The organism is Nitrospira sp., from assembly GCA_005116745.1.
In the GTDB taxonomy this organism is placed as follows: Bacteria; Nitrospirota; Nitrospiria; order Nitrospirales; family Nitrospiraceae; genus Nitrospira_D.
In genome coordinates, this window is sequence record SWDS01000009.1 from 43,296 (window position 1) to 66,824 (window position 23,529).

The 23,529-nt window shown below is 53.1% G+C and carries 20 protein-coding genes; all 20 read left to right on the plus strand.

Annotated elements, in window-relative coordinates; translation table 11 throughout:
• The first annotated feature begins 35 nt into the window (after positions 1-35).
• The 20 genes from E8D52_13395 (at position 36) to E8D52_13490 (ending at position 23,428) form a co-directional block, all read left to right on the plus strand.
• On the plus strand, positions 36-1,271 hold the full coding sequence (locus E8D52_13395) for a class I SAM-dependent methyltransferase (GenBank protein TKB66946.1): 1,236 nt from the start codon (positions 36-38) through the stop codon (positions 1,269-1,271).
• A 19-nt stretch (positions 1,272-1,290) separates the two neighbouring features.
• Complete coding sequence (locus E8D52_13400; protein ID TKB66686.1) at positions 1,291-2,619, plus strand: DUF4910 domain-containing protein; 1,329 nt, start codon at positions 1,291-1,293, stop codon at positions 2,617-2,619.
• 19 nt (positions 2,620-2,638) lie between these two features.
• Positions 2,639-2,902, plus strand: a complete 264-nt coding sequence (locus tag E8D52_13405; GenBank protein ID TKB66687.1) for a hypothetical protein — start codon at positions 2,639-2,641, stop codon at positions 2,900-2,902.
• A 45-nt stretch (positions 2,903-2,947) separates the two neighbouring features.
• Positions 2,948-3,916, plus strand: coding sequence for a hypothetical protein (locus E8D52_13410; protein ID TKB66688.1), 969 nt, complete (start codon positions 2,948-2,950; stop codon positions 3,914-3,916).
• 28 nt (positions 3,917-3,944) lie between these two features.
• The gene (locus tag E8D52_13415) at positions 3,945-4,736 is read left to right on the plus strand and encodes a glucose-1-phosphate cytidylyltransferase (protein TKB66689.1); all 792 of its coding nucleotides are present in this window, start codon (positions 3,945-3,947) and stop codon (positions 4,734-4,736) included.
• A 16-nt stretch (positions 4,737-4,752) separates the two neighbouring features.
• Positions 4,753-5,409: a PIG-L family deacetylase gene (locus tag E8D52_13420; protein ID TKB66690.1), complete on the plus strand. Its 657-nt coding sequence runs from the start codon at positions 4,753-4,755 to the stop codon at positions 5,407-5,409.
• Between the two features lie 27 nt (positions 5,410-5,436).
• A complete protein-coding gene (locus E8D52_13425; protein ID TKB66691.1) occupies positions 5,437-6,351 on the plus strand; it encodes a glycosyltransferase family 2 protein in 915 nt (304 codons plus the stop codon).
• A gap of 52 nt (positions 6,352-6,403) precedes the next feature.
• Complete coding sequence (locus tag E8D52_13430) at positions 6,404-6,592, plus strand: hypothetical protein (protein ID TKB66692.1); 189 nt, start codon at positions 6,404-6,406, stop codon at positions 6,590-6,592.
• A gap of 22 nt (positions 6,593-6,614) precedes the next feature.
• Complete coding sequence (locus E8D52_13435) at positions 6,615-6,863, plus strand: hypothetical protein (GenBank protein TKB66693.1); 249 nt, start codon at positions 6,615-6,617, stop codon at positions 6,861-6,863.
• A 252-nt stretch (positions 6,864-7,115) separates the two neighbouring features.
• The gene (locus tag E8D52_13440) at positions 7,116-8,624 is read left to right on the plus strand and encodes a lipopolysaccharide biosynthesis protein (GenBank protein ID TKB66694.1); all 1,509 of its coding nucleotides are present in this window, start codon (positions 7,116-7,118) and stop codon (positions 8,622-8,624) included.
• Positions 8,625-9,513: 889 nt separating this feature from the next.
• Positions 9,514-11,364, plus strand: a complete 1,851-nt coding sequence (locus E8D52_13445) for a hypothetical protein (protein TKB66695.1) — start codon at positions 9,514-9,516, stop codon at positions 11,362-11,364.
• Positions 11,365-11,428: 64 nt separating this feature from the next.
• Complete coding sequence (locus E8D52_13450; GenBank protein TKB66696.1) at positions 11,429-12,496, plus strand: sterol desaturase family protein; 1,068 nt, start codon at positions 11,429-11,431, stop codon at positions 12,494-12,496.
• Positions 12,497-13,073: 577 nt separating this feature from the next.
• A complete protein-coding gene (locus E8D52_13455) occupies positions 13,074-14,447 on the plus strand; it encodes a glycosyltransferase family 4 protein (protein TKB66697.1) in 1,374 nt (457 codons plus the stop codon).
• 35 nt (positions 14,448-14,482) lie between these two features.
• Entirely contained in the window at positions 14,483-15,523 is a 1,041-nt protein-coding gene (locus tag E8D52_13460) for a FemAB family PEP-CTERM system-associated protein (protein TKB66698.1), read from the plus strand.
• Positions 15,520-16,788 (plus strand): aminotransferase DegT, encoded by a 1,269-nt coding sequence (locus tag E8D52_13465; protein TKB66699.1) that lies wholly within the window; start codon positions 15,520-15,522, stop codon positions 16,786-16,788. The genes E8D52_13460 and E8D52_13465 overlap by 4 nt, the downstream gene beginning before the upstream one ends.
• Entirely contained in the window at positions 16,788-17,930 is a 1,143-nt protein-coding gene (locus tag E8D52_13470; protein TKB66947.1) for a glycosyltransferase family 2 protein, read from the plus strand. The genes E8D52_13465 and E8D52_13470 overlap by 1 nt, the downstream gene beginning before the upstream one ends.
• Complete coding sequence (locus E8D52_13475; GenBank protein ID TKB66700.1) at positions 17,783-18,961, plus strand: hypothetical protein; 1,179 nt, start codon at positions 17,783-17,785, stop codon at positions 18,959-18,961. Before E8D52_13470 ends, E8D52_13475 begins: the two co-directional genes overlap by 148 nt.
• A complete protein-coding gene (locus E8D52_13480; protein TKB66701.1) occupies positions 18,948-20,150 on the plus strand; it encodes a glycosyltransferase family 4 protein in 1,203 nt (400 codons plus the stop codon). Before E8D52_13475 ends, E8D52_13480 begins: the two co-directional genes overlap by 14 nt.
• 49 nt (positions 20,151-20,199) lie before the next feature.
• Positions 20,200-21,975: a hypothetical protein gene (locus tag E8D52_13485; GenBank protein ID TKB66702.1), complete on the plus strand. Its 1,776-nt coding sequence runs from the start codon at positions 20,200-20,202 to the stop codon at positions 21,973-21,975.
• A gap of 40 nt (positions 21,976-22,015) precedes the next feature.
• Positions 22,016-23,428: a hypothetical protein gene (locus E8D52_13490; protein TKB66703.1), complete on the plus strand. Its 1,413-nt coding sequence runs from the start codon at positions 22,016-22,018 to the stop codon at positions 23,426-23,428.
• The last annotated feature ends 101 nt before the right edge of the window (positions 23,429-23,529 follow it).

Below are 23,529 nucleotides of genomic sequence, written 5' to 3' on the forward strand. Positions count from 1 at the left end.
TGAGTGGATCCATAACGATGAAAGGGAAGGTAGTCATGGAAAGCAATGCTTGTTTATTTTGCCAGACGCCGCTACACCGGACCTTCATCGATCTCGGAATGCATCCACTCTGTGAAAGCTATGTGAGCCAAGATCGATTGGACCACATGGAACCATTCTACCCTTTGCACGTATACGTCTGTGAGCATTGCTGGCTTGTGCAGCTCCACGAGTATGTTAGTCCGTCGGATATCTTTACCGAGTATGCCTACTTTTCCTCTTACGCAGATAGCTGGGTGCAGCATGCAAAGCGCTATACCGATATGATCGCGCAACGACTTGCGCTCACTACAAAGAGTTTCGTGGTGGAACTTGCGAGTAATGACGGCTATTTGCTGCAGCATTTTGTCGCCAAGGGGATTCCGGTCCTTGGGGTCGAACCAGCAGCCAATGTGGCTGAAGTGGCACGAAAAAGGAATGTGCCAACACTGGTAAAGTTTTTCGGGAAACAGACTGCGGTCGAATTAGTTGAGCAGGGTACAAAAGCCGATCTTATCGCCGGAAACAATGTTTTGGCTCAGGTGCCGGATTTGAACGACTTCGTCGGCGGCATCAAACTATTGTTGACGCCGCAGGGTGTCGTCACCATCGAGTTTCCACATTTGATGAAGCTGATGGAGGAGAATCAGTTTGATACCATTTACCACGAGCATTTCTTCTACTTTTCGCTCCTGTCCGCGGAGCGCGTCTTTGCGGCACATGGCCTGGAAGTGTTTGATGTGGAAGAATTATCTACGCATGGAGGATCACTCCGGATCTATGCCCATCACGTCGATGATACGACTCATCGCATGACGGAGCGATATAGTGAGTTAAAGCAGCGGGAGCAAACGGCTGGTTTTGAACAAGTCGAAACGTATGCGTTGTTTGGGGAGCGAGTCAAGGAGACCAAGCGAAAGTTGCTGGAGTTCTTGATTGAGGCGAAGCGAAAAGGAAAAGTTATCGTCGGATATGGGGCACCTGGCAAAGGCAATACGCTCCTTAATTATTGCGGAATACGCTCGGATTTCATCGAATACACCGTGGACCGCAATCCGTATAAGCAAGGGAAGTTTTTGCCTGGTACGCATATACCGATTTATGCTCCGGAAAAGATTTCTGAAACCAAGCCGGACTATGTATTCATCCTGCCATGGAACTTTCGAGACGAGATCATGCAGCAAATGGGCTTCATACGCGAATGGGGTGGGAAATTTGTTGTGCCGATTCCTGAAGCGCGAGTGTGTACCTAGTGATCATGCGGGGTAGACGATGATCGAACGAGATGCTTTTCAGGTGGCTGAACAAGACCAAATGGGCGCAAAGATGCATCGGCTCATGGCTGATCTCTATCCGATATGCCGTAGCCTGACAGGTAACGGAGTTCGTCAGACCTTGCACATGCTCAATGACGTGATTCCGCTTGTCATTCATGAAGTGCCCACAGGGACGACCGTCTTTGACTGGACTGTTCCGCAAGAGTGGAATATCAGAGATGCCTATATCAAAAACTCAAAAGGCGACCGCGTCGTTGATTTTCAGAAATCTAATTTACATGTCATGGGCTACAGCGTGCCCGTGTCAGAGACCATGAGTCTGGCTGAATTGCTGCCGCGACTCTATTCACTCCCGGAACATCCTGAGTGGATCCCGCAACGAGCCTCGTATTACAAACCGAATTGGGGATTTTCGATCGCCCATAACGACCTGGTCAGGCTAGCCGAAGATCAGTATGAGGTCCGCATTGATTCTACATTGTCTAATGGTGCGATGACGTATGGAGAATGTGTGATTCCCGGAGAGCAGGCCGACGAGATTTTGTTTTCCACGCATATATGCCATCCGTCCTTATGCAACGACAATTTGTCGGGGATTGTTATCGCTGCCTATCTGGCCAAAGCCATCGCTGCTATGCCGAAGCGGCGCTATACCTATCGGTTTCTCTTTGTCCCGACTCAGTTAGGGTCTCTGGCCTGGCTGGCTCGAAACCAGCAAGCTTGCCGAAGAATCCGGCACGGCGTTGTGTTGGTTGCGCTTGGGGATGTCGGGTGCTCTACGTACAAGTGCAGCCGCCAGGAAGCAGCGGAGATCGATCGCGCCGTTACACATGTCCTGAGGTACAGCGGTCAGCCCTATGAAATCTTCAAGTTTGTTCCTTACGGATATGACGAACGTCAATATTGTTCTCCCGGCTTTAACCTACCGGTCGGATGTTTCATGCGTTCAACTGGGGCACGTTTCCCGGAATATCATACGTCCGCAGACAACCTTGAGTGTGTCAAGCCCAGCTCCTTGGCGGATTCTTATCGCAAATGCATAGAGATTTGTTACGTGCTGGAAGGCAACAGAACCTTTCGGAATCTATTGCCGAATGGCGAGCCACAACTAGGCAAACGAGGATTGTATGGCGCTATGGGAGGATTAGCTGGGGGAGGGCGAGAGAAGGAGCTTCTACTTCTCTGGGCGCTTAATCTTTCCGATGGCTCACACACACTCTTAGATATCGCAGAGAGGTCTGGCCTGCCATTTCGGCAGGTGCGGCATGCCGCTGATCTGTTGCTTGAACATGGATTGCTCGAAGAGGTAGAGGGGGCTACGTAGAAGCAGAGGGAAACCATTTATGAAGCAGTATCGACACAGTTATGCAAAGACGGCTGTAATGGCCGCAGTGGCTGGAACAGGAGTGTTGCTTGTTGGCGTCATCCTACTGTGCGCTCCTGCAGTGGATTTACCCGTGATGCAAGCGGTGCTGATCCTGCCGATCCCGATTCGTGCCATGGGGGGTATCCTGTGTTTGGCTGGTGCGCTAGTAGGATACAGCATCGCAGCCGGCGGGGTGTTGGCCCTGCATTATGATGCAAAGGGACGCGCGGTTTTCGAGTGAGTTTCGTGACTGCAATGCAGAAGGTGTTGTGGAGGAGGCGCTCAGATGGCAGGTAGTCTGATCGTTGGAGATTGGGTTGAAATTCGGAGCGCCGAAGAAATTCTTGGGACGCTGGACGAGCGAGGAACCCTTGAGTCGCTACCCTTCATGCCAGAAATGTTGCCGTTTATTGGGCGGCGGTTTCAAGTGTTCAAGCGAGCCACGAAGACCTGCGACACGATCAGCAAACAGGGCTTTCGGCGTGTGAGAGACACGGTGATGCTTGAGGGGCTTCGCTGTGACGGGTCCTCACATGGTGGGTGTCAGGCCGGTTGCCTGTTGTTTTGGAAGGAATCCTGGCTAAGAAGAGTTCCCGCAGGAACCAATGTTGAATTCGCATCGGCTCACGCCAAGGGAGCAGGCAATCAGCTTGACTTGGTGTACCACGAGTTGGCGGCACGTGTTAAGCGTGTCGTTCAGGCTGAGTCAGGTGATGAGCCGACCTATATGTGCTTGATCACAGAGATGAAGAAAGCCAGTCTTCCCATGGCCTGGTGGGATATCCGCCACTATGCGGCGGACGTGACTTGCGGAAATCGAACCCTCAAAGAAGTTGTGCGCACACTTCTTCTTGATATCTTTAATTGGGCGCAGAAGAAACGAGGCGGTGTAGGATTTCCCTATATGGAGCCAGGCCTGCTTAAGAAAACACCAGTCGCCAATCTTAATCTGCAGCCAGGTGATCTCGTTCGCATAAAGAAGCCAGACGATATCATGAAGACGCTAGATGGCGATGGGAAAACCAGAGGATTGCGTTTCGATGTTGGAATGTTTCGATATTGTGAGGGAGAGTATCGCGTCGTGACGCGTGCCTACCGTCTCATTGACCAGAAAACCGGCAAGATGATTCATATGACGGAACAGGCGCCTTGCATCATGCTCGACGGAGTGCTGTGCCACGCGGATTATCAAAAGCTTTGCCCCAGAACAGAGTACCTATTCTGGCGCGAAGCCTGGCTCGAGAAGGTCTCTTGAGTAATCCATCTGAACGAGAGGTCGGTTCATGAAAGTCGTATTGTTTTGCGGAGGGTTCGGAATGCGGATTCGGGAGTATTCCGAAAACATTCCCAAGCCGATGGTACCCGTCGGGTATCGTCCCGTCTTATGGCATGTCATGAAGTATTATGCCTATTACGGGCATACAGAGTTCATCCTTTGTCTCGGCCACGGCACGGACGTCGTGAAGGATTACTTTCTTAACTACAGTGAATGTGCATCGAATGACTTTGTTATGTCGCAAGGCGGCAAGAAACTCGATTTAATTAATATGGATATTCAGGATTGGCGCATCACGTTCGCTGATACAGGGACCAATGCGAATATCGCTCAGCGTCTGATTGCAGTGAGAAAGTATCTAGGAAACGATCAAGAGTTCATCGCCAATTATAGCGATGGCCTGACTGATCTTCCGTTACCGGATCAGCTAGCACACTTCCGTCAGATGAAGGCTGTGGGAAGTTTTGTGAGCGTCGCTCCGCGGTTGAGTTATCACATGGTGACAGCCGGCGAAAATGGGCTGGTATCAGGCTTGGAAGAGATGAGTCGATCCAGTCTGCGCATCAACGGGGGCTATATGCTGTTCTCCACAGCCATTTTCGATTATATACAGCCTGGTGAGGAGCTCGTGCAAGAACCGTTTCAGCGGCTCATCAAGGAGCAGAAGTTAGTGGCCTATCGGTACGACGGGTTCTGGGCCAGTATGGATACGTTCAAGGACAAGCAGGTGCTCGACGAAATGTACGCTAAAGGACGGGCTCCCTGGCTCATTTGGAAACAATCCGGCGGGTCCCGATAGCGAAACGAAGAAAACTATGATTCCGCTATTGCAGAAAAGTACACCAGGATCTAAGTGCACCGTGCTATGTCTAGGAGCTCACTCTGATGATATAGAGATCGGTTGCGGCGGAACTCTCTTGCATCTGCTGAACACGTATCCTGATGCGGAGGTTGTCTGGGTGGTCTTTAGTGCCAACCGAGTCAGGAAGAAAGAGGCACTCATGAGTGCCTCTCGATTTCTGGCGGGCGCCGCAAAGAAGACGATCATCGTCAAGACATTCCGCGAGAGCGTTTTTCCCTACTGCGGCCAGTCGATAAAACGATATTTTGAGCAACTGAAACAGAAGGTTTCACCGGATTTGGTTTTTACTCATTACCGAGATGACCTGCATCAGGATCACCGTGTTATTAATGAACTCACGTGGAATACCTTCCGCCGGCAATGCATTCTCGAGTACGAAATTCCAAAATATGACGGCGATATGGGCATTCCGAATTTTTTCGTGTCGCTCCCTGACCTTCTGGCGAAACGGAAGGCGGCGTACATCATTCAAGGGTTTCCCAGTCAGCACGGCAAGCAATGGTTCAGCAGCGATACATTTTTGGCTCTGCTCCGGTTGCGAGGGATTGAGGCAAACGGCAGTGGGCGGTATGCGGAAGCGTTCTACAGCCGGAAGTGGGTGGTCGGGTGATGGAGTGAAGCGGAGGAACCTTGCAGCATGACCAAACCTATGCCTCTTGTCAGTATTGGATTGCCGGTTTACAACGGAGAAGGCTTTCTTTCTCAGACGGTGGATTCCATTCTGAGCCAGACGTTTACCGATTTTGAATTGATTATTTCTGATAATGCGTCTGTCGATGGATCGAACGCAATCGCTGAATTGTACGCCCGGCGAGACGATCGCATTCGAGTCGTTCGGAGCGAATGTAACCAGGGTGCGGCGTGGAATTACAAGCACGTTCTTGATCTCGCACGGGGGCGGTATTTTCGGTGGGCTCCCGCTGACGACCTATTCGCTCCTGAATCCCTTGCATGCTGCGTCCACGTGCTCGATCAACATCCTGAAGCCGTCCTGTGCTATCCGAAGACGACGCTCATCGATGGGCAAGGGCAAGCCCTTCAGCCGTATGAAGACAACCTCGACCTCAGGCAAGCCAGTCCGGTGGAACGATATAAGGCCGCGGTCAAACAGATAGGCTTGACCAATGTCATCTATGGCTTAATGAGGACCAGCGTGCTCCGGCAGACGCGCCTGATTGGGAGCTTCCCCGGAGCCGATGTCCTATTTGTGACTGAACTGGCGCTATTCGGGCAGTTTCACGAAATCGACCAGCGATTGTTTTTCAGGCGGATGCACCCAGGGGCTTCTAGCAGCATCCAATCGCTGGATGGTATCCAGGCCTTCATGGATCCGAAGATCGTACGCAAGAAAGCCTTTGCGCGGATGTGGCGGCATCTGTTTGAAAGTATGCGCTCACTAGTGCATGCCCCGCTTGCTGTGCGAGAACGCGTCAGGCTGTTTGGGTTCCTGATGCGAGAGATGATTGCGTCGCGTGACCAATACGTGCAGGAAGTGGTTCTTTTGATGAATCCCCGAGGACGCGGTGCCGCTAGTGTAGTGGATCATAAGTAGCTTGATCGATTACCTGGCATGAGTGTTCTCTGTGCCCCAGAAGGATCACCCTATGCGCATCGCCCCCGCCGTTGAGCTGATGGCCCCTGAACGCCAGCAACTCACGCAGTGGGCGCGTGGTCGCCGGGCGCTTGCACGATTGGTGCTTCGAGCCAAGATTGTGTTGTTGGCGGCTGCAGGCCACGACAACCACCAGATTGCTGCCGCCGTGGCTACAAGTCGGCAAACCGTGGGCCTCTGACGGCACGCTGACACACGACTCTATGCGCCATGGCACCACCACGCTCTTTGCCGCTCTGCATGTGGCCAAAGGCGCGATTATCTCCACCTGTCAGCCCCGCCATTGGCACCAGGAATGGCTGCGGTTTTTACGGCTGATTGATCGGCAGATTCCTCAGGCCAACGCCCTGCATCTGATCGTCGACAACTATGCCACCCACAAACACCCCACGGTCCAATGGTGGCTGATACGGCACCCACGCGTCCATAGGACACGTCACCCCGACCAGTAGCTCGTGGCTCAATCTGGTAGAGCGGGTCTTTGGCGACCTGACGGCCAAACTGCTTCGGCGCGGCGTGTTCCGTAGTGGCTCGGAACTGATTGTGGCGATTGATGCGTACATCCCTCAGCGTAATGCCCATCAGAAACAGATTCCCAAGTGCAAACGTGAATTCATCAGACCTTCTCTAGATAGTAAGTTCGATCTTACGCGTAAGCCTATCTCGCTCAGTCCTGAGCACTTCATTCACCATTCTCCCAAAAGATGATGCAACCGATCGTATCCGACTCCACCTCCACCTCCGAATCGTCCTCCACTACTGTCGTGGGGTCGTCACTTGATCGCGTATTAGTTCGCGGACTGGCCTGGACCGGCGCCGTTAAGTGGTTGAGCCAGCTTCTTTCCTGGGTGTCCACCATCGTTGTGGCACGACTTCTCAATCCTGAAGATTATGGAATTGTTGCCATGGCGGGCGTCTTTATTGGGCTCATTGGGCTCTTGAATGAATTCGGATTGGGTGCGGCGGTGGTGGCGTTGCGGCATCTCACTAAGACCCAGATTGCACAGATCCATAGTCTAGCAAGCCTCTTCGGTATCAGCGGATTCCTGTTGACCTGCGCGGTGGCTATACCAACCGGGAAATTCTTCGGAGCCCAGGAAGTACCGCTTATCATGATCACGATGGGAGCCGGGTTCGTCATTCTCTCCATGCGATCTGTACCCAGCGCCTTGTTAGAGAAGGATCTGCGTTTCAAGTTTCTGGCCTTCTTGGAAGGAGGACAATCCCTCGTTGCGACCTTTACAACACTGATAGTGGCTTGGTTGGGGGGAGGATATTGGGCGCTTGTATTGGGCGGGTTGGCGGGGCAGTTGGCGGCAACAACAGTGATCTGGTTGTCCAGGCCACTTTCTTATGCCTGGCCGACGGTTGACTCCATGAAGGAAACTATCCGGCTCAGCTCCCACGTATTGACCAGTCGCGTGTCCTGGTATGTGGCTGCGAGCTCCGACGTATTTATCGGTGGGCGGGTGCTGGGGCAGGTGGCCGTGGGTGTGTATTCGATGGTTGGCACTCTTGCGTATATGCCGATTGAAAAAATCACGGCGCTGTTGAGTCGTGTGATGCCGGCCATCTATTCGACGGTGCAAAATGATCCTCAGGCCATGCGGCGCTATCTGTTGTTGCTTACGGAAGCACTCTCATTAATCGTGTGGCCCATAGCCATGGGAATGTCGCTTGTCGCCCATGAGTTTGTGCTAGTCGTGCTGGGGGATAAATGGAATGGCGTGATTGCCCCATTAGAGATTCTCGCTTGCTGGGCGGGTGTAAGATCAGTTTTCAGCTTGGTACCGCCGCTTCTCTATGTGACGAGCAATTCAAGAGTTGCGATGCTGAATGGTCTTTTGTGTGTTGCAACGTATCCGATCGCATTCTGGGTGGGCAGTAGTTGGGGCGTTGTGGGGTTGGCTTGGGCATGGGTCGTTGTTCAGCCATTTGGCTTTATTCAACCGTATGTGCATGTGTTGAGGGCTATAGAACTCTCATTCTGGCGCTATATTCATGCGCTCTGGCCAGCATGCACAGGTGTTGTCTTCATGGTGGCCGCCATCAAGGGGATTCAACAGATAGTCCAGTCGGATTGGCCGTTGACGGTCAGGCTTGGAGTAGAGATATGTGTCGGTGCAGTGGCCTATATCTGTGCAGTACTCATGTTTCATCATCGGCGGCTTTGGCAACTACTCGCTGTCGTTCGCTCAAAAGGTAGTAAGTGACTAATTCAGTCAAAGTGAATGGCAGGAGCTTCCGCAAGGACGGACTTGAAGTGCTCTGTTCGGCCGTATGGGAATGGAGTTCGTACCTATGACTCTTCAGCCTTTCGTGGGGAGTAGTTAGAGAGCCAGTCTTCCGCAAGGGAATTGATGGCGGCTTTGAATTGCTTGACGCTTTGGTAGCCAGGGGCAGTCTTCTTCGCCTGCTGGATCGTCACGTTCGAGGCCTCCACGCCGCATTGGTGATGTCACGCCAAAGATAGCCGAGCATGCTGGGGAGGTGGTGCCGAATGAGCGTTGCATCCTCTGCCACCAGAGCCAGTCAACTATAGGGGTGGCTCGCTAGGACCAGTGGGCGAAGAACTGGAAGAAATCGAAGCTGCGTGCACAGTCGAGCATGTGTTCATGGTGATCAAGCGGAGATCTTTAGGTGGGCCAAAGTCTGCTACAGCAGGTCGGTGAAGAACATCCATTGGCGGTGAGGCAGCTGTAGCCTGGCGAATCTGTACGTAGCTCGACGTCATCTGTTGGTGGGAGCCAAGAGGGCATGAGGAGGGCGAGTGGGTGGTCTGATGGCGAGCGACCTTGATCAGATGCTCTCAAGCGATCCCATTCTGGTAGGGGTTGCTTTCATGGACTAACCCATGGATCGATTCCGTAGTGCAATCACAAATTAATTAGACGTTCCTTAATGGAGATCGCGCTGGGAGTCGATGTGGAATATAGAAAGCCTCCGCACATTTTCTTGCGGCGCGTCAAGCATTGGCCTCAGACTATGAGGATGTGAAGAGCAGGTACGTCAGAATGCTTTCTGGCTGATGCACGATGTTTTCAATATGAATGATTGGCCGGCTTGTCCAATCATAGCGCATGGAACTAAGGGGATGATCAGATGGGGTTCGTTAAAACAGGGTTGATGGTTGGACTATGTATTGCAGTTGGACTGCTGGCGTTCAAACTTTATCCGGTGGTGAAAAACAAGATAGACAGTTCCAAGAAAGTCGATCTGATTAACTATCGGTACCCCGTTAGCCAGCACATCATTGACCAGCAAAGTCCGGCTAATCCCTGGGCGAAGGCCATTGGCGACTTTGATGGAGATGGTGTCGGTGATCTCATTGTGGCTGGAAGCCATGGCCCATTAGTCATGTACAGGAGCGGAGGGAAGGTCAAGACGGTCATTGGTTCACGCAATGCATACTATACGCAGAGTGGAATCGCTCTCGGTGACATCGACAATGATGGAGATGTCGATATTGTCTTTGGTGATGTATGGCTGGAAAATCCTCGTCCAAAGGGAAATGTCTCGGCACTATGGTCTCTTCATTCGATTGGCGCCGCAGCGACGAATCATAATGTCGAGCTGGCTGATCTCAATATGGACGGCAATCTCGACATCATCATGCGCGGCGAGACGAGTTCTCTGGTGACGATCCTGGTCCATGACCCATCCGGATTTTGGTCTATGAAGACGCTGGAGCCAGGAGTCGGGCGCAATGGACTTGCGGTGAAAGATCTCAACGGGGATACCTTTCCGGACATCATTGTGCCGGGTGTCTGGTTGGAAAATCCCCATGGAAACGTGTTGACGAAGGAATGGAAAACACACTCGTTCGGAAGTTGGAACGAATATGCCGCGATCGACACCGGAGATATAGACGGCGACGGGAGACCAGATATTGTGATGTCCGTTTCAGAACAAGCCGGAAAGATCTCGTGGTTTAAGAATTCCGGAGATAGAACCAGTCATTGGGAAGAACATGTCGTGGATGAGGGGCCCGTCGACTCAGCTCATGCTCTTCACTTGGTGGATATGGATGGCGACGGTCTGCTTGATGTAGTGACTTCGGAGTTTAGGGTGGGGGGCAGATTGCTGGTGTACCATCAAAGAGACCAGAGGAGGTCATGGGTCAGGCACGTGGTAGGCATTCCCTTTCTTCACAATGTCGTTGTCGGTGATCTTGATGGCGATGGGGATCAAGATATCGCTGGGACCATTACCTTCGACCAGGGCAATGTCGAAGTATGGGAAAATCGGTTAACCACATTGGACCAGCCTCGCTCAGCGGCTCCCAGGCTGCTCGTGTTTTGGAAAACGGATATTGCGTTTCATGAAAGTATTCCAGATGCGATTAGGGTCATCAGGGAGATGGCGCGGAAGAAGGGGATTGAGGTCGATGATACCAGCGATGCTCATATGCTTGAGGATGCCGTATTGGCTCGATATCAGGCCGTGATCTTTTTGTCGACCCAGGGAGAAATCCTAAACTCCGATCAGCGAGCTGCGTTTGAAAGGTACATCAAAGCCGGTGGTGGATTCGTAGGCATCCACTCAGCCGCAGATACGGAATCAAATTGGTCGTGGTATGGGAAACTGGTTGGTTCCCGGTATGGCGGAAGTCATTCGGCCACTGTGAGAGGGATGATACAAGTTGAAGAGAGTACCCATGTTTCAACGAAGGAGCTGCCGAAGGCTTGGGGCCGTCTTGATGAGTGGTACAATTTCTCTCCAAATCCTCGCGAAAATGGAGTGACCGTTCTGCTCACTCTCGATGAGAATACGTATGAAGGTGGAAACATGAGAGCAGATCACCCGGTCGCATGGTATCACGAGTATGACGGCGGGCGATCCTGGTATACAGCCGGAGGGGCTAGTCCTGAGAGCTGGGCCGATCATCACTTCAAGAGTCATGTGTGGGGTGGAATACAGTATGCTGCCCGGTTCCCAAAGAAGCATTCGTAGTTCGCTGAGGTTGGGTGATCCAGGATTCCTGATTACGTACTAGTTATAAAAGGCATAGGTCAACATGATCGCTGACGGCATTACATGGTTTGTTGGGAAGGTCGTAGAGTACATGAGTGAGCCGTACCAATCATGGGATGCGTTCGTGAATGCCGCCACGCTTGGGATTCGGATGTTCTTCCAATTGGAAAGCAGGTTCAGTTGGATATATTTCGTAGCAAGCTTCCTCATCGGCATAGGAGTCTATGCCTTCGAAAGGCGTAAGAGAAACCTCGGTGACGGTGTTTCGTTAGCGAGGTTCATATTTCCTCGTGAAGTGTGGGGGCATCCGTCTGCAATCGTCGACTACAAGTTTGTAGCCATTGATATGACCATCAAATCCCTGACCTATGGACCCATGTTTTCAGGGATGACGCTTTTGTTTTATAAGGCGGCTTTTTATGTCAGCCAATCGACATGGTTGGGATTTGTATCGCCGATCCATCCTGACCCGATCATGGTTGCATTTGTGGCCCTGCTTGTGGGCGACTTTGGAGTGTTCTTCGGACACTACCTCGCTCATAAAGTTCCGCTGTTTTGGATATTTCACCAGATCCACCACTCGGCCGAAGTCTTGACACCGGTGACGGTTTATCGAGCGCATCCAATCGATGGGCTGTTGTCAAGCGTTGTCATATCCATAGTGACGGCACTGGCTGCCGTAAGCTATACGACAATGAGCGGTTTTCCGGTGGGGGATTTAACGATACTTGGAGTGAATGCGTTTACGTTCTTATTTTACATGGCAGGGGCTCATTTACGGCACTCTCATATCTGGCTTTCTTATGGCCCCATAGCCAGCTGGATATTCCAGAGCCCGGCTCAGCATCAGATTCATCACAGCAAGGACCCGAAACATTGGGACAAGAACTTCGGCTTTATGTTCTCCATATGGGACGCCTTATTCGGGTCGCTCTATATTCCTCGGGAAAAGGAATCACTTCAGCTCGGAATCGCTCATGCCAACTCCGAAGACTTTTCCACGGTGCCGAAACTCTATGCTCTTCCCGTTGTGAAGGCGGCGAGATATATCTTAGGGAAACAGGAAGTCACGACGGTAACGATCGGTGAGGTGTCAGCCAAGCGTGATTGAGCAGCCGGCCAATGGGTTGCCCCCCTTCCCGCCGAAGGCCATCGCCTTTACCATGATGGTCATCTCTACCTCCTGCGTGACTATCCGGTAATGGTTCACAAGAAAGGGTAATCATCTTCGGCGCGCAGGGCATACCTTGGCAGCTTGTATGCGGGAGATTTCAGCAGACTGCTAAGGAGTCAATAAGACTGGAGCCTATGGCATCTATCCGCTAGGCTTACTCAATTTCATGGTGGCAGTTGCCTGGGCACGTCTGATCCTAACCGACTTCGGATGGATTCAGGAGAAAGGCACGATTCTAAAAATGCTCCACATGAACTTATCATCATTGGACATGGAACGAACTGTTTGGTGGAGTGCTCGATTCTGCGTGAAGCCTGATCAGCCATGAGTGCGGTGCCCCCAGAGGGAAGGTGCCGCCATTGTGGGGCAAGAAAGCGTCTGAACGGATCGTGTGAAACACTGAGAGGAAGAAACGGCGTCGCTCCTAAAGGGATTTCCTCTGATTACATGCCGAAGCGAACTTGTCCAAGGCATCCGTTGTCATCCAAGGAGAAGGTGTGAAAAGGCTGTAAGAATGAGAAAGGTTTTCATGATTGCGTATTATTTCCCTCCCATCGCGGCAACCGGAGCGATGAGGCCGCTCAATTTCTGCCGACACCTTCCGGCTTATGGGTGGATGCCGAGTGTGCTGGCTACGGACCAGCCATCGGCTTTGCCGCCTCAAGCATCCGACGCGGACCTACTTCAGCGCGTTCCTGCTGAGATTGAAGTCATTCGAGTGCAACATGGTAATCCTCTTGGGCGGTTGCTGGGCTATCGTGATTGGCTCAAACGGATGCTCAACCGAAAGGCCAGTGCAATTTCGTCCCAAGCTGCCAGAGCGAGTAATGCTGGTTCGAGTTACGGTGCAGACCGGTGGGAGTCGGTGTTCGTCACGGCGCGGAGGTTCGTATTTGATGCCTGGTTGAGTTTCCCCGACCCTCAGAGTCGGTGGTATCAACCAGCTGTGCGGGCAATGGTGGGGAGGAGTGCGGCCAAACGTCCGGACGTGATCTTGGCAACCGGAGGTCCCTGGACAAGCCTGCTGGTGGGAAAGCGGCTTGCGCAGCAATGGGAGGTGCCTTTCGTGGCCGATTTTCGAGATCCTTGGGTTGGCAGCCATGAGTTGTTTTCATCCACGCTCTTGCATCGGCGAGCCGCGCGGCTCGAATGGTCAGTGTGTGAGGCAGCGAGCCGTGTGATCCTGAACACTGAGGAACTCAGAGTTCGTTTTTGTGAGCAATACCCTCAATGGCAGACTAAATTCGTGGTCATCACGAATGGATATCCTCAGGAGATGGCACTTCATCCTGCAATTGACGATGCCAGCGCGAATCCACCGAGCGTACTGGAGTTCTCCCATTTTGGTACGGTGTATGGCCATCGGAGTCCTCTTGCGTTGTTTCAAGCAGTGCACGCGTTGATGAGCGAGGGCGCACTGGATCATACCCGCCTGACCCTTCGGTTCGTTGGCGTGTGGGATGTGGACGATCTGACTTGCAATCAGCTCGCCAAGTCGTTGGAAGAGCGTGGAGTGCTGCAGCGAGTTCCCCCCATCCCGCATCAGGCTTGTCTGAAGGAAATGGCGAAGTCCGATGTGTTGTTGATCCTGCAGCCTGACTATCCGCTTCAGGTACCTGCAAAGATCTATGAATATATGACTGCAGGCCGCCCATTGTTTGTGCTCGGCGGGGAAGGCGCCACCGCTAATCTTGTCCATCGGCATCGCCTTGGTCGATGCTGTCCAAACCGCATGTCTGAGGCCAAGCGAACTTTGATGGAATTAATGAATGACCGGACAAGCCTGACGCCTCCGAGTCCTGCCGATACGGAACAGTTCAATTACGCCGTTCTTTCAAAACGTTTGGCTGATCTATTGGACAATACTGTTCAGGGGAAAATCAGGTGAATCATGCTGGATTCGGACAAGATGGAGCGGAGAATATGGAGTTGACGATATCTCGCATTCAGCAAACTGAGACGCATGGGGCATGGGATCGGTATGTGTGCGATCATTCGGAGGGGGCTGGTTATCATTTAATGGCGTGGCGCCAGGTCATTGAACGTACGTTTGGGCATTGCACCGTGTATCTCATGGCGCAGGACGATCGGGGGGAGATCAGAGGGGTTCTGCCGCTGGTATTTTTAAAAAGTCCCCTGTTTGGCCAATTTCTGGTATCGGTGCCGTATTTTAACTATGGTGGCGTATTGGCGGACGGAGAGCAATCCAGAAGCGCATTAGTGGAGGCGGCAGTTGTCGCGGCCAAGGAATTGGGAGCGACACATATTGAACTACGACATGCGGATGGAGTGAAATTGCCGTGGCTCTGCAAAGATCACAAAGTCTCCATGCGACTCGACTTACCCTCGCACTTTGATGAGCTGATGAAGGCGTTTCCTCCAAAATTGCGGAGCCAGGTTCGGCGTGGAGAAAAAGAGGGCATGACGGTGCAGATGGGTGGGTTGGATCTGCTGGATGATTTCTATGCGGTGTTTGCCAGAAATATGCGAGATCTCGGGACACCGGTGTACGGGAAATATTTCTTTGCAGATATTCTCCGGACTTTTCCCAAGGACGCGAAGATTTGTGCGGTTCGACTGGGAGCCGATACGGTGGCTGCCGGGCTGGTTTATGGGTTTCGGCAGACGTTGGAGATCCCGTGGGCCTCATCCGACCGTCGGTATGCACGCATAGCACCGAATATGATGCTGTACGGATCGGTGCTCCGATACGCCTGCGAACAGGGTTATCGAGTCTTTGACTTCGGTCGTTCCACCAAGGACAGCGGGACGTATCGTTTTAAAGAACAGTGGGGAGCCAAGCCGGTTCAGCTGCATTGGTATTATTGGCTGCGCGATGGCGGCCCGCTGCCTGAACTGAATCCGCAGAATCCCAAGTACGCGTTGGCTATTCGAGTCTGGCAACAACTTCCTGTGCCTGTGACAACCACCATCGGACCCTGGATTACCCCGTATCTTCCATGAAGATCCAGCGATATCTGACTCCCACTGCCGCGCCAGTCTCATGGATCGATTTGATGCGAGGAGGGTGGGGGCTATTTCAGGGAAGGGGTGCGCGGGCGCGCCGGGAAAGGGAGTTTGCTCGCTACTTCGGGGTGAAGTATGTGTTTGCGCTGTCGTCAGGGAAAGCTGCGCTGACAACGATCCTCCAGGTGTTGGCTGCAGCTTCGCCTCGACGAAAGGTGATCGTGCCCGCCTATACCTGTTTCTCTGTACCGTCGGCAATTCTTCGGGCTGGATGTGATGTGGTGCCTTGTGATGTTGATCCTGAGACACTGGACTACCGGTTTTCTGATCTTGAGGCGCTGGTGAGCGGTGACATCCTCTGCATCGTGAGTCCGCATTTGCTCGGTCATGCGGCAGACATTCTTCGAACTAAGGGGATTGCCTGCCGCTTCGAGATCCCGGTGGTGGAAGATGCGGCTCAAGCCATGGGTGGGGCACAGGAAAACCGTTGGCTGGGCACCCAGGCCGATGTCGGGTTTTTCAGCTTAGGGCGTGGGAAAAATGTGACAGCAGGATCGGGCGGGGTGATTCTCACTAATTCGGACTCGTTAGGCTCAGCGCTGGCGCAGCAATGCAAACAGATTCCAGAGACATCCTGGATCAGTCAGGTACAGGCGTTTATTGAAACGGTGGCAACGGCTATTCTCATTCGACCTTCTCTCTATTGGCTGCCAGCTGGGCTGCCATTTCTTGGACTGGGTGAAACGAAGTTTGAGCCGGATTTTTCGTTGTGCCGTCTGGATGGCATGCGAGCGAGTCTTCTCGCGTCGTGGCAGTCGCGGTTAGAACAGTCCAATGTCGAGCGGGTGCGCCATAGCCAAGACATGTGTGCTGCCCTGCAGACTTCGCTCGGAAGGCTTGGACCAACGTGTCGTGAGGCAACTCCCTATCTTCGCGTCCCCGTGATCTTTCCTTCAGCCAAAATGAAAGTGAAGGTATGCCAGGTGAGTGCTGCCTTGGGCCTGGGAGTGAGCGGTCTCTATCCGTCGCCGATATCTGAAATCCCGGCTTTGCGATCGACCTGTGGGACCAGCCGATTTCCAGGGGCGCAGGTCCTGGCTGATCGAATGGTGACGTGTCCGGTGCATCACTACGTGACGCATCAAGATATCTTGAATATTACGGGTGCTCTTCAAGGGGTAGTTGATGCTAAGGACCGATTCGCTGGAAATCCATCGGCCTTGCCCGCTGATTCGGCGCCGGCTTCGAAAATGAAAGTATGATGCGGACCATGGAAATTGTGTTCTGGTTGTCCATTGGATTGATGGGTTATGCCTATGTGGGTTATCCGCTGATATTGCGTGTATTGTCGATGATCCGGAGTCGGCCGGTCAAGAAAGGTGAAGATCCCTTCTCCGTCTCGTTCGTTATTACGGCCTACAACGAGGATAATCGGATCACGGAGAAACTGGATAACACGCTCAAGTTGGCCTATCCAAAAGAAAAGCTTGAAATCCTGGTCGCATCGGACTGTTCATCTGATAGGACGGATGCGATTGTCCAGTCGTACGGACCTCGGGGGGTTCGATTGGTGCGCGCTCCACAGCGAAAAGGCAAAGAAGCAGCACAGAAATTGGCTGTCTATGAAGCGGCAGGAGAGATTCTGGTGTTCTCGGACGTCGCTACGATCCTGCCCGAAGAAGCGGTCAGAAATATCGTCAGAAACTTTCACGATGCGTCGGTGGGCTGCGTTAGCAGTGTGGACCGCTTTATTGATCAGAATGGCTCTCCCAGCGGGGAAGGCGCGTATGTGAAGTATGAAATGTTTCTTCGCTCGCTTGAGTCTCGCGTCAATTCGCTTGTTGGTCTCAGCGGATCATTCTTTGCCGCAAGAAGCGCGGTATGTAAACAGGCTTGGTCAGAAGATCTACAAAGTGATTTCAATACCGTGTTGAACAGCATGCGCATGGGCCTGCGCGGTGTGGCCGACCCTGATAGCATCGGATACTACAGGAATATTGCGGATGAACGAAAAGAGTTTGATCGGAAGGTGCGGACGGTTTTGCGCGGCATTTCTGTGTTTATGAAAAGCTTGAGTTTGGTAAACCCCTTTGCGCATGCGACGTTTGCTTGGCAGCTCGTCAGCCATAAGCTATGCCGATGGTTGGTGCCGTTCGGGATGCTGACGGCCTTCGTTGCCAATGTGATCTTAGCTTCCACTAACGCGTTCTATGAGGGGATGTTTTACGTGCATGTGCTTTTCTATGGAGCGGCGTTGTGCGGGCTCCTCATTCGTCCGCTTCAACAATGGTCCGTTATCCGTTTGCCGGCATTCTTCCTGCTCGTAAATGCATCAATTCTCAAGGCGTGGCTGCGGTATTGGTCCGGGGAGCGGCTGGTGGTATGGGAACCGTCCAAGCGATAAATCAGATCAAAGCCTCAACCCGACGCATGGTGGCTTCACTGTATGCCCATACGCCTGGATTTCTGAGTCACCTGAAGGGCAAGGTCGTTATTTTGACGTATCACCGAGTGGTCACGGATCGTGAAATCGCCACGCAGTCGATTCAGCCAGGTATGTATGTCACGCGAGAGGTGTTTGCCGCTCATATGAATTATCTTGCCAAACATTTCACCGTGCTGTCCCTTGCCGAATTACTGACGTTATGGGATGAGGGACCATGGGATGCCGGCACGCGTTATTGTGTCGTGACGTTCGATGACGGATGGTTAGATAACTACATCTACGCATTTCCCATTCTGTCAACTGTTCGTATCCCTGCCACAGTGTTCTTGCCCACGGGGTTTATCGGTACGTCAGACTGGTTTTGGCCGGAAAAGATTTCTTGGCTAGCCCGGCAGACTTTGCGACGCCCGTATGTCGAGCGTGCTCGCCTGCAGAGCGAGCTGAAACAGCGAATGGGAGGGATTGGGGTCGAAGGTGTTCCGGAGGGCCAAGATGATATCGATGCGCTGATTGAATTCGGAAAAGTGCAATCGCAGGAGTGGGTCACAGCATTCACGGAGAGTTGGGTTGGTCTGTTGGGGGAGGGGTGGCCGACTGATCGCCAGGTCGTGACGTGGAATGAAGTGCGAGATATGTCAGCAGCAGGCATCTCATTTGGCTCACACTCCGTCTCGCATCGTCTTCTGCCCGCGCTGTCCAACGAAGAGATCAGGCAGGAAGCCGTCGAGTCCTGGGAAGCGTTGTCCCGGCAATCCGTTCGAGCGGTTCCGGTCTTCTGTTATCCGAACGGTGACTGGTCCGACAGAGTGGAACGTTGTGTGCAAGCGGCGGGATATCGCGCCGCGACGACGACCCAGTTCGGCTATGAATCAGCCAAGCCCGTGAATCGATTTGGACTGAAACGTATCAATATTCATCACGATGTGACTTGTACCGATAGTCTCTTTGCTTTTCATCTTGCGGGATTCAACCACCGTGGCCGGGGCTAATCATACAGCGCAACGGATAGGCTTGGACTCTGGGCGGTTGCGAGTTTTGCATGTGTTTTCAGGTGATCTCTGGGCCGGTGCAGAGCGGATGATATGGACATTGTTGCGGCAATTGTCCAAGCAGTCGGATCTCGAAGTGCTTGCGCTGTCGCTGAATGAGGGGGAACTTACAGCCGCTCTTCGCGCATCAGGCATTGAAACCCTCGTAGTGTCGGAATCCGATCAGACGTTTTTCAACTTAGTCAGGCAGGCGGGAACGGCCTTCCAGGGGCGAGGGATCGACATCATCCATGCGCATCGGAATAAGGAAAATCTCCTCACCTGCTGCATTCGCAGGCGGCTTGGTGCCAAGTCTCTCGTGACCACACTGCACGGGCTTTCCGAAGCCGGCGACGGATGGAGTCTGGCACGGTTGCGCCGCTATGTTGTTGAACAGGTCGACGATAGGTTGTTACGCCAGGCGTTCCATTCGGTTGTGGCGGTGTCGGAGAATATTCGCCGGATGCTGGTGGGGGCAAAAAGGTTGTGCGCCGCGCAGGTCTCCGTGATTCATAACGGGATCGATCTGCCTCCCTTGGATCCAGCGGCGAGGCGGCCTGGTGCACCGTTTCGAATCGGAAGTGTTGGACGGTTTGTGCCGGTGAAAGACTTCCCGCTGTTTATTGCCACAGGAAAGGTGTTAGTCCAGGCAGGAGAAGATGTCCAGCTGGTGCTGCTGGGGGAGGGACCGCAGAAAGACGAGTTACAGGCTCTTGTCAGACGGGAAGGGCTTGATGCGGTTGTCTCGTTTGCCGATCCGTGCCCTGACCCGACTGAATTTTACCGCTCACTCGATTTGTATCTGAACACATCGAGGCATGAAGGCATCCCGCTGAGTCTTCTAGAGGCAATGGCTTGCGGAACGCCGGTTGTCGCTCCTACCGTCGGGGGGATTCCTGAAATTGTTCGGGATCAGGAAGAGGGAGTCTTGGTGACGGCGAGAACTGCCGCCGCATTTGCCGAGGCCTGCCAGAGGGTGATGCATGATCGTGATGCCTACCATTCTATGGGGAGGTGTGCGCGGAAACGAGTCGAGTCGGAGTTTTGCAGTGAGAAGATGGCAGCATCCTACCTGGCACTGTATAGACAGTTGCGCGATAGACACGCTGCTGAACTCATCGAAACTATCGGGGCCTGTGCGGCGAGCTGAAGATCTCGAGTCTGGGATGGCCGTGCGGAAGGTGTGAGCGGATGCAACGATGAAGGTGTTGGTCACAGACGGAGATGAGCGGGCCGCCCTGGCCGTGACGCGCTCACTCGGCCAGCAGGGAATCGAGGTGGTGGTGGGAGCGATGCAGATCCCCTCGCTGGCCGGAGTCTCTTGCTATTGTACTGAGTCATTTGTCTCGCCATCGCCCGTGACGAATCCAGACGGCTATGTCGCTAGTCTTCTGAATGTTGTGCGCGGTAAGAATATCGGCATGATATTTCCAATCACTGATCTAGCGACGACGCTGGTTGGGGCAGCTCGGGCCCAGTTTGAGCCGGCGGTGAAGTTGCCGATCCCGTCTATGACATCCTACAAGCGGTTGTCGGATAAATATACGCTGATGCAGTTGGCGACCCAGCTGCAGGTGCCGATTCCCGACACGGTATTCGTTCCTGCCGGCGGATTGACGGATGCGTTGCTGGGGCAAGTGTCTGCCTATCCTGTGGTAGTCAAGCCGGCATGTTCAATGATCCATGTCGGGGGCGTTTGGATCAAGACTGCTGTCCATCACGCCAGGACACGGGAAGAGTTGCAGCGGTTGTATCGGGACATCACCTATCTGGCTGAACCATCTATGATCCAGCGTCGGGTGCACGGTGAAGGGCAGGGCGTATTTGCATTGATGGATCGGGGCGCCCCTATTGCGATCTTTGCACATCGGAGACTTCGTGAAAAGCCGCCCTCCGGGGGAGTCAGCGTATTGAGAGAAAGTATGGCAGTCCCCAAGCCTCTGGCTGATGACGCATTGCGTCTGTTGGAAGCTGTGGACTGGCATGGGGTGGCGATGGTGGAATTCAAGATGGATGGAGAGAGGGATCGGCCCGTACTTATGGAGGTGAACGGGCGCTGGTGGGGGTCATTGCAATTAGCCGTTGACGCGGGGATCAATTTTCCATTTTTGCTGTATCAACTCGCGATGGACCATCCGAGGCAGAGTTTACCAACCGGCTATCGTGTGGGGACTCGTTCACGGTGGTTCCTGGGTGATCTGGACCATCTCTTGCTTCGTCTTACCCGTTCCGATGCTCAATTGAATATGCCGGTCAATAGCCCAAGCCGGTGGCGCTGTGTGATCGACTTTCTGTCCCCGGGTGGACGAGATCAGTATTGGGAAGTCGAGCGCTGGGTGGATCTGAATCCTGCGAGATACGAGTGGGGGCGCTATATCCGTGCGTTGCTGCCGTTTAGCGATCGACTGTGGAGGACCATGGCACTGCCGTTTCACGCTGGCTCGATGGCGCTTGAATGGCTGGAGAGGCTACCGGATCGACTGGCAGCAGGGAGGGAATTTGTCGCACGTCCCAGACCGGAGGCAGTGCGATCCATTCTTGTGGCCTGTACTGGCAATGTGTGTCGCAGTCCGCTTGTCGAGGCCTATTTAAAAGTGCAATGTCTCCAGCGTGGACTTTCCCTCGACATTCGATCGGTCGGGCTGGATACAAGTCCTGGACATCCTGCGAATCCATCTGCGCAGAAGGTGGGAAGCCGGCATGGGTTGTCATTGGATAGTCACCGAACCACGATGTTTACGCCGGCTTTGGGAGCCGCATCCGATCTCATTCTCGTGATGGATCTTGGACATCGGGATATGCTGTTGAAACAGTATGCAGTAGGGGCCTCGAAGGTAGTAATGCTAGGATACTTTGATCGGGTATTCTACGAAATCAGCGATCCATTCGGGAAGTCCGATGAGCGATTCGAGCACTGCTTTGAACAGATCAAGCGATCATGCGACCAGTTGTTGGATTCGCTGTCAGGTCGATAGCGGAGCGGAGCCTGTGTGGAAAGAGTAGCCTAGGTTACGAGTGGAACAACAACGCGATATGAGCGAAACAGCGGGAGTTTCAAAAAAAGTAGTACAGAAGTGGATGGCCCCTCAGGCATCGGATGCCGTGACCTTCAGTTTTCCCATGGTGATGTATCTCGTCTACCTGGGGATGGAGTATATGCGGCCGCCTAACCCCATGGGCATTCCGCTCGTGATTTCCATTGCGTTGGTGTTTGTCTGGCTTTCGCAACCAAAGAAAATATGGGCACCTCAATTCTATTGCTTCTTCGCGTTGGAAGCAGTGATTGCAGTGATGGGGCCGTTTGCTGAGAATAATTACAATGTCTTCATGTGGTTCAGAAACCTGGGGGTGCTCCTCATTTGTATTGTGATCCCCTTGGTCCATGTCGTGAATACTGAGCGGCGCTTCTCTGTTTTCATAGGGGGGATTACTGTAGTGATGGTGTATTTGGGGCTATATGCCATCACGCATGGTGGTCGTGGACCAGGCGGCCACGTAGGGGATGAAAATGATACGTCGCTCGCGCTGAATAGTTTCATTCCCCTGGTATTCCTCTCCATGTTTCTCGCGAAGACTGTACTGCAACGGATCTTATACGGCCTCGCGGTTGGTATCATGGTTCTTGGGGTTGCCGCGACCATGTCGCGGGGGGGATTTCTTGGTTTGGTTGCGGCGCTGGGCTACTGTTTTTTCCTGACCCCGAATAAGTCCAAGACTTTGGCCCTGGGGTTTGTCATGGTGCTGATTCTGATTCCGCTCGCTCCGGAGAAATACTGGGATGAGATTGCTTCGATTGGAACGGAGGCAGGCAATGAAGATCCTCGGAAAGGAACAGGGGCTCTCAGGAGGGAATATTGGCAAACAGCGCGTGAGATGTTTAAGGCTAATCCCATTTTTGGAGTGGGAGCAGGTAATTTCCAATGGGAAGTCGGTAACTATCAGACGCCGGATCAATTTGAACGATTGGGCAGGTCGCTCGATGGTCAGGAATGCCATTCTGTATATTTTGCTACGCTTGCGGAGATTGGAGGAGCAGGGTTTGGCCTTTTTCTCGCCATTCTCTGGTACAACGTTCGCGATCTCGGCGGAATGATTACAGCGAAGCAGCCGCTCACTTCAGATCATAAATGGATAGGATCTTTCGATCGATTGGCCCCTGTGAAGGCTCTCTCCGTCGATTCAGCTGTTAGGTTGCACCAGTCTCAATCTGTACCGGTAGAGGAACCTGCCAGGATTGGGTCCATTGAGCAAAGCCGTCTGACGCTGTATGCCCATGGGTTGCGTGGCGGGATCTTGGGGTTTCTCGTGTCGGGAATCTTTCTTTCCGCATTCGGCTATCCGCCATTCTGGTTGCTGACTGGGCTCGTCGTTGCGCTGAAGGTGATCAGCGCGCCCCAGCCAGCGACTCGTCCAGTCGAGTCGACCTAAGTAGATTTCATCATTCTGATGTACAGCAGTCGATCCTTCTCATAAGCTACCTGTGACTGTGTGTATGGAGTGTGGGAGATAAGGCAAGGATCTCGGTATCT

Excerpts from the sequence above, each read along its gene's own strand:
- E8D52_13395 (TKB66946.1), top strand. The coding sequence starts at position 36 with ATGGAAAGCAATGCTTGTTTATTTTGCCAGACGCCGCTACACCGGACC.
- E8D52_13400 (TKB66686.1), top strand. The coding sequence starts at position 1,291 with ATGATCGAACGAGATGCTTTTCAGGTGGCTGAACAAGACCAAATGGGC.
- E8D52_13405 (TKB66687.1), top strand. The coding sequence starts at position 2,639 with ATGAAGCAGTATCGACACAGTTATGCAAAGACGGCTGTAATGGCCGCA.
- E8D52_13410 (TKB66688.1), top strand. The coding sequence starts at position 2,948 with ATGGCAGGTAGTCTGATCGTTGGAGATTGGGTTGAAATTCGGAGCGCC.
- E8D52_13415 (TKB66689.1), top strand. The coding sequence starts at position 3,945 with ATGAAAGTCGTATTGTTTTGCGGAGGGTTCGGAATGCGGATTCGGGAG.
- E8D52_13420 (TKB66690.1), top strand. The coding sequence starts at position 4,753 with ATGATTCCGCTATTGCAGAAAAGTACACCAGGATCTAAGTGCACCGTG.
- E8D52_13425 (TKB66691.1), top strand. The coding sequence starts at position 5,437 with ATGACCAAACCTATGCCTCTTGTCAGTATTGGATTGCCGGTTTACAAC.
- E8D52_13430 (TKB66692.1), top strand. The coding sequence starts at position 6,404 with ATGCGCATCGCCCCCGCCGTTGAGCTGATGGCCCCTGAACGCCAGCAA.
- E8D52_13435 (TKB66693.1), top strand. The coding sequence starts at position 6,615 with ATGCGCCATGGCACCACCACGCTCTTTGCCGCTCTGCATGTGGCCAAA.
- E8D52_13440 (TKB66694.1), top strand. The coding sequence starts at position 7,116 with ATGATGCAACCGATCGTATCCGACTCCACCTCCACCTCCGAATCGTCC.
- E8D52_13445 (TKB66695.1), top strand. The coding sequence starts at position 9,514 with ATGGGGTTCGTTAAAACAGGGTTGATGGTTGGACTATGTATTGCAGTT.
- E8D52_13450 (TKB66696.1), top strand. The coding sequence starts at position 11,429 with ATGATCGCTGACGGCATTACATGGTTTGTTGGGAAGGTCGTAGAGTAC.
- E8D52_13455 (TKB66697.1), top strand. The coding sequence starts at position 13,074 with ATGAGAAAGGTTTTCATGATTGCGTATTATTTCCCTCCCATCGCGGCA.
- E8D52_13460 (TKB66698.1), top strand. The coding sequence starts at position 14,483 with ATGGAGTTGACGATATCTCGCATTCAGCAAACTGAGACGCATGGGGCA.
- E8D52_13465 (TKB66699.1), top strand. The coding sequence starts at position 15,520 with ATGAAGATCCAGCGATATCTGACTCCCACTGCCGCGCCAGTCTCATGG.
- E8D52_13470 (TKB66947.1), top strand. The coding sequence starts at position 16,788 with ATGCGGACCATGGAAATTGTGTTCTGGTTGTCCATTGGATTGATGGGT.
- E8D52_13485 (TKB66702.1), top strand. The coding sequence starts at position 20,200 with ATGAAGGTGTTGGTCACAGACGGAGATGAGCGGGCCGCCCTGGCCGTG.